16 protein-coding genes are annotated in these 19,991 nt (G+C 38.5%); 3 read left to right on the top strand and 13 right to left on the bottom strand.

Annotated elements, in window-relative coordinates; translation table 11 throughout:
• Both EZ437_RS13835 and EZ437_RS13830 read left to right on the top strand, forming a co-directional pair.
• Nucleotides 1-267, top strand: a 267-nt coding sequence (locus tag EZ437_RS13835; protein ID WP_131596591.1) for a restriction endonuclease subunit S, incomplete at its 5' end; no start/stop codon positions are given.
• Nucleotides 204-923 (top strand): restriction endonuclease subunit S, encoded by a 720-nt coding sequence (locus EZ437_RS13830; protein ID WP_131596590.1) that lies wholly within the window; start codon nt 204-206, stop codon nt 921-923. The genes EZ437_RS13835 and EZ437_RS13830, both read left to right, overlap by 64 nt.
• Here the strand turns inward: EZ437_RS13830 and EZ437_RS13825 are convergent.
• The 8 genes from EZ437_RS13825 to EZ437_RS22080 form a co-directional block, all read right to left on the bottom strand.
• Complete coding sequence (locus tag EZ437_RS13825) at nt 916-1,428, bottom strand: restriction endonuclease subunit S (RefSeq protein ID WP_205942703.1); 513 nt, start codon at nt 1,426-1,428, stop codon at nt 916-918. The genes EZ437_RS13830 and EZ437_RS13825 overlap by 8 nt on opposite strands.
• On the bottom strand, nt 1,397-2,050 hold the full coding sequence (locus EZ437_RS13820; protein WP_131596588.1) for a restriction endonuclease subunit S: 654 nt from the start codon (nt 2,048-2,050) through the stop codon (nt 1,397-1,399). Before EZ437_RS13820 ends, EZ437_RS13825 begins: the two co-directional genes overlap by 32 nt.
• Before the next feature lie 48 nt (nt 2,051-2,098).
• A complete protein-coding gene (locus tag EZ437_RS13815; protein ID WP_131596587.1) occupies nt 2,099-3,673 on the bottom strand; it encodes a type I restriction-modification system subunit M in 1,575 nt (524 codons plus the stop codon).
• 89 nt (nt 3,674-3,762) lie between these two features.
• Complete coding sequence (locus EZ437_RS13810; protein WP_131596586.1) at nt 3,763-5,970, bottom strand: AAA family ATPase; 2,208 nt, start codon at nt 5,968-5,970, stop codon at nt 3,763-3,765.
• Between the two features lie 731 nt (nt 5,971-6,701).
• Nucleotides 6,702-7,799, bottom strand: coding sequence for an alpha/beta hydrolase family protein (locus EZ437_RS13805; RefSeq protein WP_131596585.1), 1,098 nt, complete (start codon nt 7,797-7,799; stop codon nt 6,702-6,704).
• Between the two features lie 638 nt (nt 7,800-8,437).
• Nucleotides 8,438-9,322: a DUF6999 family protein gene (locus EZ437_RS13800; protein ID WP_131596584.1), complete on the bottom strand. Its 885-nt coding sequence runs from the start codon at nt 9,320-9,322 to the stop codon at nt 8,438-8,440.
• A gap of 7 nt (nt 9,323-9,329) precedes the next feature.
• Entirely contained in the window at nt 9,330-11,210 is a 1,881-nt protein-coding gene (locus EZ437_RS13795; RefSeq protein ID WP_131596583.1) for a beta-ketoacyl-ACP synthase III, read from the bottom strand.
• A 1-nt stretch (nt 11,211) separates the two neighbouring features.
• Complete coding sequence (locus EZ437_RS22080) at nt 11,212-11,505, bottom strand: sterol desaturase family protein (RefSeq protein WP_165500413.1); 294 nt, start codon at nt 11,503-11,505, stop codon at nt 11,212-11,214.
• A 52-nt stretch (nt 11,506-11,557) separates the two neighbouring features.
• Here EZ437_RS22080 and EZ437_RS13785 point away from each other — a divergent pair, with 52 nt between their 5' ends.
• On the top strand, nt 11,558-12,253 hold the full coding sequence (locus EZ437_RS13785; RefSeq protein ID WP_131596582.1) for a glycosyltransferase family protein: 696 nt from the start codon (nt 11,558-11,560) through the stop codon (nt 12,251-12,253).
• 44 nt (nt 12,254-12,297) lie between these two features.
• Here the strand turns inward: EZ437_RS13785 and EZ437_RS13780 are convergent, their stop codons facing one another.
• Genes EZ437_RS13780 through EZ437_RS13760 form a run of 5 tightly spaced genes read right to left on the bottom strand, consistent with a single transcriptional unit; the run spans nt 12,298 to nt 19,990 of the window.
• On the bottom strand, nt 12,298-12,741 hold the full coding sequence (locus tag EZ437_RS13780; RefSeq protein WP_131596581.1) for an eCIS core domain-containing protein: 444 nt from the start codon (nt 12,739-12,741) through the stop codon (nt 12,298-12,300).
• Nucleotides 12,742-12,775: 34 nt separating this feature from the next.
• Nucleotides 12,776-14,131, bottom strand: a complete 1,356-nt coding sequence (locus EZ437_RS13775) for an ATP-binding protein (protein WP_131596580.1) — start codon at nt 14,129-14,131, stop codon at nt 12,776-12,778.
• Nucleotides 14,116-16,017, bottom strand: coding sequence for a contractile injection system tape measure protein (locus EZ437_RS13770; protein ID WP_131596579.1), 1,902 nt, complete (start codon nt 16,015-16,017; stop codon nt 14,116-14,118). Before EZ437_RS13770 ends, EZ437_RS13775 begins: the two co-directional genes overlap by 16 nt.
• 5 nt (nt 16,018-16,022) lie before the next feature.
• Complete coding sequence (locus tag EZ437_RS13765) at nt 16,023-17,543, bottom strand: hypothetical protein (RefSeq protein ID WP_131596578.1); 1,521 nt, start codon at nt 17,541-17,543, stop codon at nt 16,023-16,025.
• Nucleotides 17,540-19,990: a hypothetical protein gene (locus EZ437_RS13760; RefSeq protein ID WP_131596577.1), complete on the bottom strand. Its 2,451-nt coding sequence runs from the start codon at nt 19,988-19,990 to the stop codon at nt 17,540-17,542. The genes EZ437_RS13765 and EZ437_RS13760 overlap by 4 nt, the downstream gene beginning before the upstream one ends.
• Between the last annotated feature and the right edge of the window lies 1 nt (nt 19,991).

Genomic DNA, 19,991 nt, shown 5'->3' with positions numbered 1-19,991 from the left:
GGTGTTGGAGTCGGGAAAGTCTTCCACTATACAAACGGCAAGATTGGTGTGCACCAAAGAGTATATATCCTGAGCGAATTCAATGAGGTTATAGGGAAATACCTTTTTTATTATTTCTCTTCTAAATTTAACGATCGCGTCTCAAAATTGAGTGCAAAAAATTCTGTAGATTCTGTTCGATATGACATGATCGCGAAAATGTCATTAATGTTTCCCAGCATCAAGGAACAATCAAGGATTGCAAACATTCTACCCAAAGCAAAATAATTGAGGAGTTAAAAACATTAAAAGTAGGCTTAAGCAAACAGATATTTTTCCAGAGAAGAAAAATCATAGATTATGAAAAGGAAGGTGTTTCTGGGTGGTCAACTTTTAAGTTGAAAAACTTATGTAAAATATTTGACGGAACACATCAAACACCTACTTATGTAGAAAAAGGTGTGCCATTTTATAGTGTAGAGCATGTCACTGCTAATCAATTCCATAGAACAAAATATATATCGTCGGATGTTTTTGAAAAAGAGAACAAAAGGATTAAATTAGAGAAGGGAGACATACTAATGACAAGAATCGGCAGCATTGGTGTTGCGAGATATATTGATTGGGATGTGAAAGCCTCTTTCTATGTTAGTCTAGCATTAATTAAAAAAAGTGAAAAAATTAATAATGAATATTTGTGCCATTTCATCAAGTCCGATTTCTTCCAAGCAGAATTATGGAAAAGAACTATACATGTTGCATTTCCACAAAAAATCAACCTGAATGAAATTGGTGAGTGTTTAGTTGAAGTTCCGAATATATATGAGCAAGTTAAAATAGCTAATATGCTGTCCTCTATTGACAAAAAGATTGAAGTAGAAATTCACATATTAATTAATCTGCAGAAGCAGAAGAAAATTTTACTGAAAGAACTTTTTATATAAAAAGCTTATTAAGCAGGTAATCCTTTTGTTCTTTAAGTTTAGACAAAATCCTTCTCTCAACATCCATTTTTTTATCAATACAAGATAGGACTGTCATAATTTTAAGTTGTTCATTGAATGATGGTACATTTATTTGAATTTTTTCGATGGTGCTTTTTGATAAACTGGGTACACCAGAAGCTTCGTTGTATTCTTTCCAGTTTATTGCCCGAAATGCATAATATATATATTTAGGAAGCACGTTGAAGTACATTGGCTTATCAATAGTACCCTTCCTTCCAATACATACTGTTTCGCCCTCATAGAGAAAATTATCAACATAAGTCATGATACCGCCAGTACCAAAAACTGGGATATCACCAGAATGTAGATGTTTGTAATCACGCCCACTTCCAATCCGCATCACATCACCTATTGATTTTATCTGCCATTCTTCAAATTCTAAACTGCCAATAGGCTGATACCTTAAAGTTCTAGAAAATAATCGTTTTGATACGTTGTTCAAAAGCGTCCTCAATTATTTTGCTTTGGGTCGTAATTCGCAAATCTATCGAAGCTAAAAATTTTGCAATCTTATGTTGTTCAATTAGGGATGGAAACAATAATTCTACTTTTGAAATTCTTCCAACACTAATACTTAATACTTTTGAACCTTGTGCCTCTTTTTTAATTTGAGCTCGAACACTATTTGATTTAACCAAATAACCAGTAAATCCATTTTTAAAACATTTGGCGATCGGACGAGCTAAAAGAGTATGCAACCCTGCAAGTAGTTTCTCTTTATTAATATTTACAATTTCAATGCTTTTTCCTACATCATCCAAAGAAGCATCGGCAAAAATCACATCGCCCTCTTTGCAATAAAAGTCTTCTGAAATTCTTGTGATAGAAACATCTTCGTTTATAAAGGGTACTTGTTCTTGGGTTATATCGAATAATGTTTGAAACTTGGTGTGAATATCGCCATAATGGATGTTTTTTACTTTCCCAGTCTCATAATTTAGATTTTCTCTAGAAAATGAATTAGTTACTTTAAATTCAAATACGTCGCCCAAACTTCGCTTTGACCAATCATCTTCAAATTCTGAATTAGGAACATTACCTACTTTATCTTTTTTTGCTACCATCTTGAGTACTATTTTGTAACTGCTATAAACATTAAGGATTTAAGAAAACTAAAAAATTAAGCCTAATTCTTTAAAATAAACATCGATTTCTATATCTAGTTCGGCTCTTTTGGCTTCTAATTGTTTAATTTCTAACATAACAGCCTGGATATCAATTTCCTCCTCTTCTTCAAAAGTATCTACATAACGGGGAATGTTGAGATTATAATCATTCTCAGCAATTTCCTGTAGCGTAGCATTGTAGCTATATTTTTCAGTAACAGTTCTATTGCCATAGGTTTCAATAATTTGATCAATATGTTCGTCTCTTAAAATATTTTGGGTTTTTACTTTTTCAAATCCTTTACTAGCATCAATAAACAATACATTATCAGGGTTTTCCCTGCATTTTTTAAAAACTAAAATACAGGTAGGTATACTGGTACCATAAAAAATATTTGCTGGTAGACCAATTACAGCGTCTAAAAAGTTTTTCTGCTCAATTAAATATTTACGAATATGTAACTCCGCACCTCCTCTAAATAAAACACCATGGGGTAAAACTATAGCCATCGTCCCATTTTCAGCCAAATGATAAATCATGTGTTGTACAAAAGCAAAATCTGCTTTGCTGCTGGGTGCTAACTTACCAAATTGACTAAATCGATCATCGCTCGTAAACAAAGGGTTTGCACTCCACTGTGCCGAAAAAGGTGGATTGGCTACAATGGCTTCAAATGTTTGCCCTAAATGTTGCGGACGCTCTAATGTATCATCCTGTTTGATATCGAACTTTCGGTAGTGTATGCCATGTAAAATCATATTCATACGGGCCAAATTGTAGGTGGTACGGTTCATTTCTTGACCGTAAAAATTACCTACATCTTTTACTTCTCTAGCCACCCGTAATAACAGTGATCCTGATCCACAAGTTGGATCATATACTGATTTTAGTTTATGCTTGCCAACTGTAACCAATTTCGCCAGTATTTTAGAAACTTCTTGAGGAGTATAAAACTCACCAGCCTTTTTTCCCGCACCACTAGCAAACTGCCCGATGAGGTACTCATAAGCATCACCTAATACATCTAATCCAGTTTCTTCTAGTCTAAAATCAATTTTATCTAAATGCGCCATTACCTTGGCGATAATAGTATTTCTAGCTTCTGGTGTTTTGCCTAGTTTGGTACTATTCAAATCCATATCTTCGAATAGATTATCAAAGTCTTCCTCACTTGCAGTACCCATAGTACTCAACTGAATGTTAGTCAGTATTTTCTGTAAATCACCTAATATGAAATTTGTACTGTTTTGTTCTGAATCATCGTCACTATTACCACGTATAGCTACAGCAGAAAACAACTCTTCTGGTTTAAGGAAATAACCTAATTTTTCTAATGCTTCCTCTTTAATTGCTTCAAGAAATTCATTAGCATCAGCCATTTGGCTATTTATAGCATTAAAAGATAACTTATCTTGTTTTAAGATCTCATTAGCAAACAGTTCCATTCGCTCGCTGAGATATTTATAAAAAATAAATCCTAAAATATAATCTCTAAATTCATCTGCATCCATCTTGCCACGTAGCGTATTGGCAATATTCCAAAGCTGTTGCTCTAACTGTTTCTTTTGATCCTCAGACATATATATTATTTGTAGTGCTAATTTAACTTTATGCTAATATGATGTTTTTAAAGATTACATTGGAGAACTATTTTTACAAGTTAAATAAATTAAGGGGTCTGAATACCAATCATCATATCAAAATGCTGATCATGCTTTGCATGAACAAATATGCTTTTGAAGACATTGTAGTATTTTTCAATTACATCATCCTGTTTTTCAATAAACAAATCGTCAGGCATTGAATGTGACCCATCATTTATCCATAGCATTAACGATCTGCAAATTTCTTTTTCCTCGGGAATTGAGAATTTATCCACAATATTATCCTCTGAAATTCCACCAAGTATTTTGAAATAATTTTCTAGAATTCGACGCATTGTGTTCTGAATAGATATAGTTGAACAGTCTGCCCTATTTTTTATCTCTTTCCAAAGTAGTTCATAGGAACTTTGTATTGGATTCTTCATTTCAAAACTTTGTAAACTAGTATGCTTTTGATGCTTTCTTAGTATCCAATAGTTTGTGTGCTTACATTCTTTTATTTTACTACTTATAAAAGAAACTTCTTTATGAAAATAAACATTATGTGTCAGAAGAATAATTTGTTTAATATTCCCTTTATCTGCTCTAATATCCTTGATTAAAGTCCTAATTAATGAACTGACAACAAATAAAATACTGCTATCTAAACTCGAGATAGGGTCATCGACAACCAAAATGCGCTCTTCGGAAATATTATCTTCAGTTACGCTACCATGCGCCAGTTGAAGGAAATATAAAAAAGTAATAAACGTTATTTCGCCTTCACTGAGGGTATTTACAGCCATTTCACCATCTTCCCGTTGGATTTGATATTTGTTTTTCTCCACACTGGATGGAACAATCATAAAGTTGTTAAACCCATATGATTTCAGCGTTAGATTTATCTGGTCAACTGATGGTTGTACACTCGTTAGATTTTTACTTCTTTCCACAACTTCTTTATTCACCTTAGTGTGTTCTACTAACAGTTTATCAATCTTTGCTTGCATGCCATCGATACCCTTCTGCGCACCGGATTTGTTATTTAAGTAATTTTGCATTCTAACCGAAAAATCGTCAATTACATATTTCCAGATACATCCTATCAATTCCGCCCTAGATTTTTCAAAATTATTAACGATTATATTGTGTTGAGTGATGGCCTTATTTGCCTCTTCTATTATTTTATTGACCTTTTCCAGCTGCTCACTAGTTGATAGAAGCTCAACAGATCTGCTAGGTTCTTTTATTTTGACAGCAATTAAACTATTGTTTTGCTGTAACTGGGTTTGAAGTGTTTTAAGGTAAGCAGAAAATAATTCGATTTCAATCTTTGAACTCGGATTGTTTTTTTCTTTCTCCTCAATTTCATGTAGAATATTTAATAGATTTGAAGAATCCGACGAATATTCATCTCCCATCTTTTTCAACTGCCTAGTGTCGAAAATAAAGGCTTCATCGAAATAATCCTCAAGTTGTTTTTTAAACTCAACTGTAATTGTTTCTTGTTGGCAAAATGGACAAATTTTATCATTATGAATATAACCACGTCCTTGGTTTACCCAATCGTTTATATTAAGTTTCTGAATTAGATTCGCAATGTTTACATCTACTTTTCCAATAATTTTTTTTAGCCAGATAGCATCCTGTTCAATATTTTCAATATTATCAAATTCTACGCTTATTAGCAATGTTTGCAGAATTGGTTTATTCCCAAAAATAGTTGTAGCGAAACCCTGAAGTTTATCCAAGCCGTGGAGCTTGCTTTTATTACTCTGATATTCTTCAATAAGCTTCGCTTTAAAGGATTCTTTATTATTTATAAAGCCTCGAAATCCATCCTTAAAATCATTCTCATATTTTTTATATATCTCAACCCATACTTCTTCCTTGAACTGATTGTCCAGTTCCAATTGAGCTTCAATCATTTTCTTTACGGTTTCCCGTTTAGTATTTCCCTCAGCAATAATATCCTTACGTTGTTTTTTCAGCTGTTCTATTTTTTCGGCTTCTTCCTTTGTAGCCTGACCGAGTGTAAACACGCCATCTATATTTCCTTTACTAAAATTACTTTCTCGAAAGTCCCTATTATAAATCAATAATTTTATGGCTTGATCGTTTGCCCAAAGTGTTTTACAATCTTTATGCAACAGTGGTTCAAAGAGATATTTACTAAGAGTAGTTTTTCCACTTCCATTTGAGCCATAAATGAAATTTATTTTTTTGAGATCATTTATTTCTACACCTGTTGGATCATAGGTAGCAATATTTTTAAGGTGGATAGCGCTAATCATTTATGTTTGAGATTTAATTTAGATTTTTAATATAGTTATTTTTTGTGTAATGATAGATTTTTGGATAGAAGAGACAGCTTTTTTACGCAGAATTCTATACAAAACTAAAAACTTGTTGGAATATTAAATACGGGAAACCGTATAACGACATCTCAATCTAAAATTAGCAAAGTGCTAATAAGTTTTCTTATTGAATATTAATTCCTTATATTAGTATCATAGCATTTGCAGCTAAAACGTATATAAAAAAGGTGAGCGATTCGGTGAGTTCTAAATCCAAAACCTCCCAGATAATGAATAAACGCAGGAAATTCGACTAGGTTCGAATCCCAGCGGGATCACAGAAATTTAAAACCATCTTCAAGGCAACTTAAAGATGGTTTTCTGTTTTTACGGTAATTCGTAGTCTTGTTTGAAATTGAATAAACGAAGATTTTGTGTTCGATGTCGGTGAGGTCAACTTCATGGGAATAAATATCTAGCCCAAAATCGCAAACAAAATCATTGGTTATGAACGTTAAAAACCAATATATTACATTTTTTTTGGGGTTCGATAAATAAACCTACTTGATAAAATATGTAACGATTGGTTAGTCTAGCTTAAATCTAACATTCTATTTTAAAGCTATTTAACATATTCATCCATTACCAATTTAGCTATTTTATCCATAAATTTTAATATCTCCCAAACTTGCTCCCGATTTCAAATAGGCAAGATTTAATTTATCATATCAGCTTTCTTTAATCCAGTGTATCATTTCGTTAAGTGCAATTGGGGAAATAGTTTGCTCAATTTTCTTGTATTCTCTTGGTGAACCTGTTTCACATTCCTGAAATAAATGGTTCAAATTCGGTAGTATAGTAATTTTAAAATTCTTTTTTTCCTTGGCCAGCCTTTCTAATACTGCTGCATTTTCCTTAGAAGGAACCTGTAAATCTTTGCTACCAAATATGGCAAGAAGAGGAACGCTTAATTTCTCAAGTGCCTTTGCAGGGTCATATCTTATATAGAATTGCGTCCAATTTTCTGTATAGAATTTAATTTCTCTATCTATAAATTCATCTTCTGTCATTTTTTCAGGCTTCCTTAGACTAGGATTATCTTTATATGTATTTTTTATGTGTGCCTTTAGGGTCATCTTCTTAACTTCATTAGATGAGCTGTCATTAGCAATAGCATAAGCTTTAGCATTTATTCTGTCAGCTAATTCTATATTGCTTTCCGATTCTCCCAGTGATTTTGAAATTAACCTGTCTTGAAGCAAGAGCAATTTATCTCCCTTGATTGTGGGGCCTGCCATTAAAATAATGTAACGAACATCTTTTGATTTCTCAACAACCATAGGAGCTATAATACCGCCCTCACTATGGCCAACTAATCCAATTTTGTTTTTATCTACCTCTTTTCTTTTCTTGAGATATGCTACAGCAAATTCAACATCCCTTGCAAAATCGATAGAAGTAGCAGTGGCATAAACCCCTGTAGATTTGCTAACCCCTCGTTTGTCAAATCTTAGAACAGCAATTCCGTTTTTTGTAAAGAAGTCAGAAATTACTAAGAACGGTTTATGCTCCAAATAATCACAATCCCTATCATTGGGTCCGCTTCCGTGAATTAGAACTACCGCAGGTAGGTTACTTCCACCTTTTGGATAGGTGAATGTACCAGCTAGGGTGATTCCATCTGTAGAGTTCTCAAATGTTACATCCTCGGAGTGATATGGATATGGCTCATTAGGAGTTTGAGGTCTGTTTAATTTATTTTCTTGACTAAACAGACTAGAGATAGCTACAAGAAACAATAAAATACTAATGGTAAATTTTCTCATCTTTATTTAAATTTAACAGCTAAAGTTTAACTTTGTCCGCGATGGAGAACCTTGTCAGCGGTCAATAAATTGTTCAAGTATTATCTTTGGTTTTCCTTGATTTAAGACCACATTCATTGCCCATTGGCTACAACTTTTTATACCAGTCATAAACATTCTCCAATGCAGCTGTTTGAAGTTGTATTGGAGCCATAGATTTGTTGGTTTTGTATTGCTAATATATTAAATTATAAATCATCAAAAGGACTTTTATCTCTTGTTTGTTTTGGGTGCTCACATACATATAATTTTAGCCGAAATATCGAAGCGTCTTTTTTCATAATCACCCATAAAACATACCTAACTTCAAAGTATTTCTCCCTATTAGAGTATTCCAATATACTCTAGTAGTGAAATCACAAAAAACTCTACTAGAGAACTTTCAATATTTGTCATCTAATTCATCAACCAAATTAATTATACGTTTTAAATCTGACACAAAGTGGTTCGAGAAAATGTCAGTGAAGTTCACAAAAGGCGCAAGAGATTGCGCCTTTTCTATTTAATTCACACTAACAACCGCATTTTTCCCATAAATTTCAGGTCAATATAATCCAAAGATAGAAACAGCTTTACGGAAGGGGTAAAAACAGTATAAATTAATTGTTACCGCTAGCTTTCTTACTTTGCACCAACATTGCATGTAGCACTTCGGTAGAGAAACCATGAAGTAACAACCTGAATGCCGCACCAGCTGTAGGTAACGGTATCATCGGATGCTTATTATTTAATGCAGTAAGTTTTTCTGGACAATCCATAATAGTAGCTGCATAAATACCGATAACTTCATCAAGTTGCAATGAATTGGTAGCACGCCAAAAATCATTGTCTGTTAGGTAAAACTGATAAACTGGAGTAAATACTTCAATTGCAGTACCAAGATCAATAAAATTGGTCCATCCGTCTCTGAATTCTGAAAAAGGAATCTCACCTGTAGTTATGGCACTATAATCAGGATTTGACTTCTTTTGAATTTTTAATCCTTTTTCCTCGATTGCCTTGTTAAGGTTAATGATGAAATTATACAAGTTTAAATCGTGCTCCAGAAATAAATTATCTTTAACATCACTTACCGATAAAGGCTTTAAAGGATTCATTGGAATTTCTTCTGCTCCTTCTACATTGTCCTTTATAAATCTCAATACTTCAGAGCCTAGATAAAAATGTCGCAGAATAACAAAATTCGCCTCAGGTGTAATAAAATACTTCATACCAATATACAGGCATTTGTGTAGCATTTTAGGCGCGTTGATTAAATTAGGAATTAAAACTTTAAACAACTGCATCAACACAATAGAAAGCCTTGCAAACACCTTAACTACAGGGTAAAGAAATTGTCTGCTTTTAGTAGAAGAATCGTACAAAAAAGCAGCTTTGGCATCGGCGTTAAATGGAACACTTTTATCCAGGTACAAGGCATGCCAGTGGCTCGGATTGCGTGGCTCATTCACCATTTGTTCGAAATATTCTTTTTTATGTAACATACCGATTTTAAAAATTATCTATTTCTTCTAATTGTAAGGTATAAAGTTTAGCTACCACTTTGGCTGTTTTAACTATTTTTTCTGCAATTTCCTTTGTAAGTAGTTCAGATTGGATAGCCTGTTCAAAACGTTCGAAATGATTATCATTGGCATCACTTGATTCGTGATAGATAAAAAAGGAAACCTGATCTTTATCAAGGTTCAACTGTTGTTGGATAGCTCTTCCCCATTTACCTGACACCCTATTACCTAAACCTTCAATGATAAACATACCTCCCAGCAAATCGAAGGGATTAGGTTGACTAGCACGATGAAACATATAGGCGCTTAAAGCTTCGCTACCGATATTTTTAATGCCCGTTAAGATTTCGGTCTCTGTTCCACCGCAATTGATATAATTCTTCTCTAAAATCTGATAATCACGATGTTCATCAGAAGAATGTCTAATAAAAGCCGAACGCACAGGGAAATATTCCATGCTTACATTTGATGCCGCACGGGCGATCCATTGTGATCCATCAATTACCTGCTGACGAAGATTTACTAGCAAACGTTTGTACTCTTCCAAAGTAAGCTTGCCTTTAAATATTTTTTTAACAATTGGCACCTGCTGTAATCCGCGTTCAAAATCAAACCAAACACCCGTTAACTGTCGTACAAGCCATTCTTGTACTGGTTTATCCTGAACCCTGATTTCTGGAGCCTTAATTTCTTCAATCTTGTCTGAAAAAGAAACTTTTTGGCTCCCAACAGAAGTCCTTACAGTTAACATCATGTATCCTGTAATAAATCTCCCGCTTTCAGGGACTATGCATAATATCTTTTGCCCCGAAGCCAGCTTGCCACTTTTCATTAGTTCATCAAGCATTACAAAAATAGATGCCGACCCAACATTACCCACAGTGTATAAATTGGTAAACCATTTCTCTGGTGCAATTTCAACCCCACCTTTTTGCAATAAATCAACAATTTGAGGTTTAAAGTGATGCGAAGAATAATGACAAACCAGCCAATCTATATCTTGTGGCACAAATCTATCTTCGTCAACCAGCTCAAAAAACCGTTGAATCCCGATTTTCACAATATTATCAACCAAATGCATGTCTTGCTTAAGATTAATCGCACCAGCTGCATTCGCTTCCGCTATCGTATCATAATCAAGCCAAGTTTTTTCTACATTGCCATTTTCGGACTTGTTTGCACCCGTATACATACATACTTCATAAGCATGTGCATAAGATTTAATGTCTACCCAATCAATTTCAAGTGATAGACTTTGCTGTGTAGCCTCATTTTGAAGCAACATTGCCCCTGCACCATCGCTAAGCATCCACCGCAAAAAATCTATCTCTATTGGTAACGTTGTATTCTTCAGAGCAAATGCATTCTGACCAATAAAGCGTTTGGATTTAAACATCCTACTAGGCAATTCAGCAGCACAGCAGATTGCATTTTTACTATTACCAGACTTAACTTGGAGATAAGCATGTTGAATGGCCATCATACTTGCAGCACATACACTTTGGTGCGAAGCAATACTACATCTACCAATGCCACTTTCTGCATGAACCATACTCGCAAAACCAGGAACAGGCAAGTCACTTTGTGTTGTTGCCGTACTCAACATATCAACTTCATTGTAGCTCAATGTACTACAGTCAATGCAGTTTTTAATAGCAAGTGCAGCCATTTCATATGCTTTATGTGTGGTATGCTGTTGCTGATCGAGCGCATAATACCTTGTCTTTATACCATTTTTACGTAAGAAAATATCTTTTGTACGGGAAGGAATATCATTAAGCAAGCCAAGGAAATTCTCCATTTCATGATTGGAAACAGGTTCATTTGGAAGAAAAGATCCAGTAGAAGTTATAAAAACTCTGTTCATTTTAAATTGAGGTTCTACATAATGTGTCTAGCCAAGGTAGCAAAAATCCTAAATTACCCCTGCCTTTTTTATGACGCATACTATGTCTGTAAGAAAATTTCAGCACATGATTTGGATCATGCGTAGCAAACAAATCATAATTACAATGACCGAGCAAATTAATGATCAAACTCATTACTGGTAAAAAGAGAATGGCAGCTGCCTGAAATGGGTAGACAAATAAAGGGAACAAAATCACGGTGCCTAATAAAAAAGCTTCTGCCCAATGGAAACTGAAGGTAGAGTAATCAACCAATAGTGCCAGGCGATTCGTACATTAGCACTATAAACCAACAACAATCCAAACCATGAGCAATTATTTATTGACGGCACTCATTTCCATTCCTCAGGAGGCAGGGTATTATTTTCCTGAAAGGCATTTCGTGAGCATTTCAGGCAGCTCGCTTTACAGCGTGATGATCGATAAGCTTGAAGCAACCGAGCAGGTTGGCAAGATTATTATCAACACTGATTCTGACAGAATTAGAAACAACTACGCCCACTCGGACAAGGTAAAAGTAATCAACGCATACCAGGCAGAACCGCTGGAGATCGAATTGGAGCTCACTTCCGACAAGATGACCGCAGCATTGCTTGAGCATGTTCAAGGCGAACATTTCCTGCAGCTCGGCCCGATTTTCCCCTTCCTGAAACATCAGACGATCGACTATGTGATCGAAACCTACATCAAGTACGTGATTAACCAGGAAGACCGCAGCCACGATTCGATCTTTACCATCAAGACGCTGAACCGGAGATATTACGATAGCGATACAGATTTCATACGTGAAGATCGCCCCAACACCTTTGTAGAAGACGGCATATTACATGTGTTTAACCGCACGGCTTTCATAGCCGGTGGCAACCGTAAGGTGGGCAAGAGCCCTTTTGCCTGCAGTGTTGACGATACCGAGAACCTGGCGATCGATTCGGAGGAGAATTATCAGCTCGCCGTTTTAATCGATAAGAATCGCCACCGCTTTCCCCGTATTTTCGGCAAGTAAGCTAATAGGGTGCTGGCAGGTGGCACCCCTTCTTTTTATCATCGTTAGCGAATGGCTTTGGCACCCATTGCATCTGCCTCTCTTTCCAGATCGCTGCTATCATTTATGGCTTCGCCTTTCAATTGCATAGTTGGTTGTACGCGGCCTTGTTTTTGCTGCACAACATGCCAGGCTTCGTGTGGTAAATGCTGTTCCTGACCAGGGCCAAGATGAATATCAGTAGCTTGCGCGTAAGCGTGCGCATTTAAGGAAGCTGGTTTTGAAGAGTTGTAGTGAACATTTACATCATCCAAATCATGACCCGAAAGGTTTTCGATACCTGATTTTAGAAAGTCGGGTAAACCAGTTTTGTTTCTCCTTAACTGAATTGGGGCTTGCGGGTATTGTGTAACCGCAGCATATCCCCTACTCCCGGCAGACGAATTGCTTCCCGACACGTCTGTCGAAACATTATCTTTCCTGATATCTTTTGTTGTCTGGTACTTCACTGTGTTATTGTCCTTTTGTAAATATACAGAATAACTAAAATAAAATGCCTTCCTTTTGCAGTTCCTTTTTTATGCCAGTTTCTATCAATTGCATCGAAATGTCCTTCTGCTTGTTTTTAACTGCCATTAGACAACAATAACGCACTACGTTTACTATCGAGCCGCCCGCTATGGTGTACTTCTCGGACAGGGCATAAAGGTCAACATCTTTGGCGGGCATCATATCACCAGGAAATGATTCTTTCCAAAGCAAGTACCGTTCCTGAATGCCAGGCACAGGGAAATAAATAACCGACTGAAATCTGCGTAAAAAGGCCTTATCAATGTTATCCTTTAGATTTGATGCCAGTATCACCACGCCATTATGGTCTTCTATCCTTTGCAGCAGATACGCAACTTCCTGGTTAGCAAAACGGTCGTTCGAGCTACTGATATCGGTACGTTTACCAAACAGTGCATCAGCTTCGTCAAAAAACAGAATCCAATCCCTATTCTCGGCTTGGTCAAATACCTTTGAGAGTTTCTTTTCTGTTTCGCCAATGTAGCGCGATGTGATAAGCGAAAGATCGATACGGTAAACATCATGCCCGGTCATTTTGCCGAGCAAGGCTGCTGTTAGCGTTTTACCAGTGCCCGGAGGACCATAAAACAAGGTTTTATAACCAGGCTTTAAGCGCTTTTGCAGCCCCTTGAGATTTAAAACTGTCTTGCTGTTTTCAACCCAATCCTTTATTTCTTCAATGCCTTCCTTGCTAGCTTCCGAGTGTATCACATCATCCCAAGTTAGTTGGGTAGTGATCTGTTTTGCGGGAAAATTCTCATTATGCCCCGGGTTTTTCCATTGGCCGCTGATAAAGTATTCGGTATAATCACTTGCCATTTGCAGCATCGAATTGGATACTGGTTCAAACCTGTTTTCATTGATCAGGTTGATTAGCCTGAGCTTTACCAATGTTTGTTCGGCGCCTAAAAACTCGTAACATTGAAACCTTAGTTTCAGATCACTGCCCGCCCATAAAAATAAGGCTGTTTGAATCGTAGGGATAAAACCAGCGGTTGAAGTAACGATGCCTCCAAATTCTGTAAATTTTTTATCATATGTGGTATTGCGGGTATAAAAGGCATCCAGCAGCTCCGGTTTAAGGTGTGGCGCCAGGCTTAAAATCAATATCATCCTTTCAGCGGTCCCGAGCTTATTGGTCAGCACAAAATCCGAATAGCTGCTAGGCTGGCTTAATGCCGGGGGCATAATATCGGTAAATGCTTCAGCCGGTGGCTCATGATCAAAATACAGGCGCAGGCGCAGTTCTATCAATCTATATAACCAATCCAGTTCGAGCGTTAAAAAAGCTGCGTTCTTATCTATCTGGGGTACTAACTCTGTTGCCATTCCACAAAAATTAAATTGTTCATCCACGGAAGTTTAACGATGCTCACCGACCATGGTAGCCTGTCCAGCAGGATATCATAGGTTTGTCTTTGTACCTGCAAAAGCCAGTTTCCGTCGCGGCTGCTCACTACACCATCACGTTGCAGGTAGGCACTGCGTAAGCCATCGGGGCTCACGGACTTCCACAAAGGCGCATTGCCTATTACCGCTTCAAGTAAATGATCGGCAGCCGCCAGCTCATCTTCCGTTATTTCAACATTCACATCGACAGGTTCAAAAAGATCAATTCCGCATAGCAGTTTGTTCAAGGGCAGGTTAGGTTCAAAACGCTGCCATTGGCTACCCTCGGCAATATACTGCAACAGCAGGCAGGCTTTGGTAGAAGCTGCAGCATCAATAAAACCAGTTTCGCTGATGAGGTGAATGCTTGAAAAAAAGCGATCCAAAAAAGGCCAGAGCAATACCAATCCTGAATAAGGTATATACAACCTATCCGTATCGCTAAACGTACTAATCAAGTTGCCCGATGCCGTCCTAAATTGTGGTTGCAGGTATTGTGGTAAATCTGAACTTTCGTCATTTATAGCTAAATTTATATCTAAGCCATGACCTTCAACTAAGATACCAGCACTTTCTCCAGGCAGTTTCTGTTCCTCCCTCAGGGCTGTATGAATATTTGACAGCACATTTCCGGTATCGTTTATAGTCAGATCTTCGGTAGGATCAGTATGCCGGGCATCACCTGCAGAGGTCTTTCCGACATTGTCATTAGTTGTGAACGAAGCAGTTGCCAATGCGCTATTCTGGTGATCTTCGCGGTATAGCTCTTTACCCTGCCCTTGCTCAGGACTATTAAATCCCTCATAATTTACCTGCCCAAGCCCATGCAAACTCCTTATTTTATTCCAAATATTCTGAATAGTATACAAGCTGTCAATCCGGCTTGTTGAATTTATAGCCACTTCCCTTTCTAACAGTTGTTTGATCTGCTTACTGTATTCTTTTTGTTGGTTCAGATTTTTGACAGGAAGAAGATCAGCTGCGCTTATTAGCGATTGTAATAGCGCTGCTTTTTGCTTATAAAATGTCGTCAGAGTGGTAAGTGAAGTTGCTATTGGTTTTAACAGCGCTGTTTCCTGTGCCGTCATTTTATCAAAATACAGCGCAACCAGCGTCGCCGTGGTTTTACCTGCGATTGCGGGTAAACGGAAGGCGTTGGTCAGTAAAACAGTCCACCAGAGCTGCTTAAACTGTATCTTACTTTGCCTTTGCCCCAGGTAGTGATATAAAAGCTTCAATGACGGGTTTGAGGCCCTGTACCGGGTAACAACCTGATTCAGTATGTTATCGAGCAACTCATCATCAGCAGTAAATATCAGCCGCTTGAGTGCGATATTATCGAGTAACAGCTGGCCAAAAAAGGAAGGAATGACTACACTTTCCTTCGCTAGCAAACTGTGCACAGCATTTTTAAAAGCCTGTTGCTTATCTTCTTTTACCCACCAGGGCAATGTACCGGTTTGCAAAAAGTAACCTATAAGGTCAGTTTCCGGCTGATTGGCCGGGGATAGAGGTTCGCCGGCATCAGGTACGGGTATTGGTTTAGCCTGTGATGTTATTTTAGGGTTAGCCAGAGATAACTGTTCTTCCAGTTTTTCTTCCAGCATAAATTCAATGTCTTCATCACGTATTACTCCAAGATCAATTTCCAGGCTGCTGATCCTGTCAATGCGATCAGTTTCACTTAACGTATCGAGGTACCGGTTCAATATCGGTACCAGCTTGTCCTTGTATATTTGCGATACCCTATCCTGAATATCATTCGCGGTAAGCCGTCCGTCTATTTTCAGATCGATAACCTGCCGTTTAATGATATGAAGCTGCATGTCCATTAACTTTTCGCTGTTATCATTTTAATAACAGCCGCAAAGCCCGTTGTCGACTTTGTAGCCAGAACCTCAAATTTTGTATCTTCGGTTATAGCGCCTGTGGGTAATTCTATGTTATCTTTATCCTCCATCGCATCAACGGCGAACAAACTTTTTACCATCCAATCGGTACCCATCGCATCGCCTTCCTGATATTTGGTAGCCATAAAGTCCTGGCCAATTCGCGTCTTACCTATGCCATAATTGCGGTTGTAAAATACAGGCGGGGCAAGCAACTCATCTGTTTTAATGTTGTGCAGCTGGTATATAATGCCGCGCTGAGGGGCATACACCTTAACAATTTTGCCATTGATACCCGGATCGGGGTTTGCAGCTACTGTAATCTTTTTGCCCCTGTCAGGATAAACTGCTATAAATACCTGCGATTCCAATTCGCCCTGCAAATTGTCGGCTGTTTTCCTAGCGATAACCCTTACGATCATATCTTCGCTGACCCCGGCACTCATTGGAATATCCATGACACCTTTTATTCCTGTCATCCAGTCACATAAGAAATCATGTATGGCGGGGTTAGTGGCATCAGCGTCTATTTCATCAAGCCTGATGCGGTATTGGGTTGACAATTGAGCGTCGATCAACCGGATGCTAACCATACTTCCATAATCTGCAGCGCCGCTTTTGTTGTATTCAATTGCTGGTGTACCACTTACCCAGGTTGATGCAAGTTTAAGATTGGGAGCTACATTAATGGTAGTAACAGCTTTTAACATGCCCGCTAAATCGGTATTTTTATCAATTACTGCAATCCTGAGCTGTATATCTTCGCGCAGGCCGTATAAGGTTTTCACCTGCAGGTCTGCATCATCACCTAATAAGGTCTCACTGATGCGGGTATGGGCTGGCGTGATGATTTTACTATCCTGATCACGCACTTCAGCAACCTTCTCGGCAACAGGGCCAGCGTTAACGTCCATTAACTGCTCAATCTCCTGGTTGTTTATCCCGTTGTCATAGTATATAATAGAGTAATATGCGCCTTTTTGGGCATTCTTTATGGTCAGTGTTATTTTATCCCCATAGTTTATATCGCTTTTCTCTGGTACCACCACTAACCCGGCATTTATACCTACCCTAACATTGGCTACCTTAAACAAACTATTGCTAAGCGGAATTTTCGCCGGTGGTAATTTACCGTCCGCCTCAGGTTCGGGGTATAGAATTTTGGTGGCTTTTATTTTGAAAGCGTGCACCTGTTCTTTCAGCGTATCTGTTTTCAAAACTATATCAGTGCCCCTATCGGAGTGTTGTCCCTTCAATGGTTTATCCAAAGCCTCATAAACCTGGTAGGATACATCCGGCTGCACATAGCTTACCCGCACCTCGGCCGGGTTATCGTAGTACACTACGTCAACATCGGGCTTAACAGGAAGATCGAACAACGGGTAGGTGGCACCTATAGGCTCTAAAAGCATATCAAGCAAGGTGTTACGCGCGCCCCTTAACAGGTAGTTTCCCTCGTTCATGGTAAAAGTTTATTAAGTTCTTCCAACTCGGTCAAAAAGACTTTTAAAGCGTCTTCAAAACGCTTAAGTGCGTCATCACTTAACCACCTGATGTAAACCGTCAAATGGGCAGGTGTCTCTTCGCGTATGGTGGTTTCAATAAATTTTCTAAAGCTATCGTTATTAAACCTGGTGTTGCTTTGCGCAAATACAAATGTTAACTGGAAAGAGTACGGGTCTCGCGTTACGCCTTGGGCTGTTTGTTGACCGTCAAAAGCAAAAATAGTCGAATTGATGTCTCTCCGGATCCAGCGCAACTGGGGTTGTTTATTGACTTCCCTGGTGGCAATGGTGGCCTCATCGTAATCACACTCAATGATAAACCTGTCAACCAGTACGCCCGATACCGTGTATTCTTGTTCTTTGTCCTTATCGTTAACTAATATCACATCCCCATTTTGCAGGCCATGAGCGAGCGAAGTGCAAATAGTGCGACGACCTTTGTCTTTCTTAAAGGCCTTAAAATATCCAGGCACCATAAACCTGTCGATCAATGCCTTATCAGCCGGCAAAGGGCGAAGCAGAATATGCTCTATCATGTGGAAGCCATCCTTTTGTCCTGTTAAACTGGAGCGTGTATAATTGGCAATGCCCAATTTGCCGGCTATGCGTTTTTCCAGGCCCGAAACGTTTTGGTTCTCCCAGCCCGGTATCGCGTAATTAAACCCTTTGCCACGCTGGGTGCTCATTTCAGGATATTTCAACAAGAAGTTGAGCTTATCTCCGATGAGTTTTCGTTTATAAGATTGCAGCCTGCTTTTCTCGCTGTGCAGCGGGTCGTCAGTTGATGATACAGGTTCAGTTCCTGTTACCTCTGCCTTCACGTCGTCGTTTTTAAACCTGTCATTTAACCATAGCGAATAGTCAGCAAGGTTTTCGCCAAACCGCGCTAAAAGGTGGTTTAAAAAACGGTCTTTACGCTCAAGCGCATCAACGTCTGCTTCCGTAAGGCCAGCAATATTTTTGGGGTAATCTTCATGTAACAAGCCCTCTATGTCCGGTACCTTTCCGATCAGCGTTTGCTGAAAATAGGTTGTAATATCTTCATTATCGAATGCAAAGAGGTTTTTTAAACCCGCAGCCTGCGCAAAATAGTTGGCGAGTATTTGTTCAAAAAATAGCAAATAAGCTTTCAATTGTTTTGCCTGCGCTTTACGTGCTTCGGGAGCCGAATCTTGCAGGCCGATCTCACCAATACCATACACCTGCGGGAAATGATTCTGGATAGAATAATAAGCGCCTAAGTTTCGTACCGACGGCATATCAGGGATAATATCGCGCTCATCTTGTGATAATATGGGTGGTACTGCAGTTTCACGAAGTTTTATCAGGTAGCTGAGTACAGCATCCTTATTAATTTTGAGCGGCTGTCCGTTTTTTTGGAATTGAAGGTTATCACTTAGGCAGGCCTCCTCGTCAAGTTCCGGGAAACGCGTAACATCAAGATCAAGTACCCAATTGTTTTCAGCCTGACCGGCGGTTTCCATCAAAAGATTTTCTGTGACCCTCACTCCTGGCTCAGCCATCATTTCGCGTATAAGGTCCGAAGCGTACAATTTGGAGCGGCGGTTAAATGTTCTTAGTTCGTCGTCATCAATGAACCCATGGTTTAATACTGGACCATCCATAATTTCGTCAATAGTTTTGCCTTTTGCAAGCATCTGCTGTAAGGTATAAAAGCTTATGGCCGGAGAAAGCCAATTACCTACCTTATACAAAATTTTGGCAGCCAGTAAGTTGGCATCAGCTGTATTACCAACCTCTATTACACCTTTCAGCGTAACACGCTGACTGCTCATAATGTTTACTTCGTCAAAATCCTCGCATAAGTTTCGGCATTCATGCAACCGGGCGCGCACTTGTTCTTTTGTTGCTTTTTCCGATACCTCACGCCTGGTTTTAGCGATAAATACCCTGTACAGGCCCCTGATATTCACGTGTTCAAAAGGGACTAGTGTACCATCTGAAGCAAGACGCTGCTCGTAGCTCAATGAAAGTGTATTCCTTTCGGGATCAAAATAAATGGGTGGTTGCGGCTTATTTATCTTTTCTATCCAGGCATTTTTCACACCCGGTATATCAAGCAGTACTTTCCTGAAATCCGCTATGGTCACCGGGTTGGTAGTGAGTATCGCCGCGGGGCTGTATAAACTGTTGTAAGTTTTACCGTCAGGCCTGGCCAGCAGGTCTTTTATATCCATGCTGATGCGATAGCTCAGATCCGTAAGGCCGTAGCAAAGCTGATCAAGTATAGTTATCCCTGGATCATGCAGGTTGTGGTCGGTCCAGGTATCGCCGGCCAGTTGCTGCAAATAGCCAATGCCTTCGGTCCGCAGAGCGGTGAAGTCCAGCGCCGTAAATTCTGGCGGATCATTGGTTAAGGTAACAGACTTATTCAGGATTTCCATG

The sequence above is a fragment of the Pedobacter psychroterrae genome (genome assembly GCF_004331695.1).
Classification (GTDB): domain Bacteria; phylum Bacteroidota; class Bacteroidia; order Sphingobacteriales; family Sphingobacteriaceae; genus Pedobacter; species Pedobacter psychroterrae.
The sequence above is the reverse complement of the archived record's forward strand: the minus strand, read 5'-3'. Positions and strand labels throughout refer to the sequence as shown.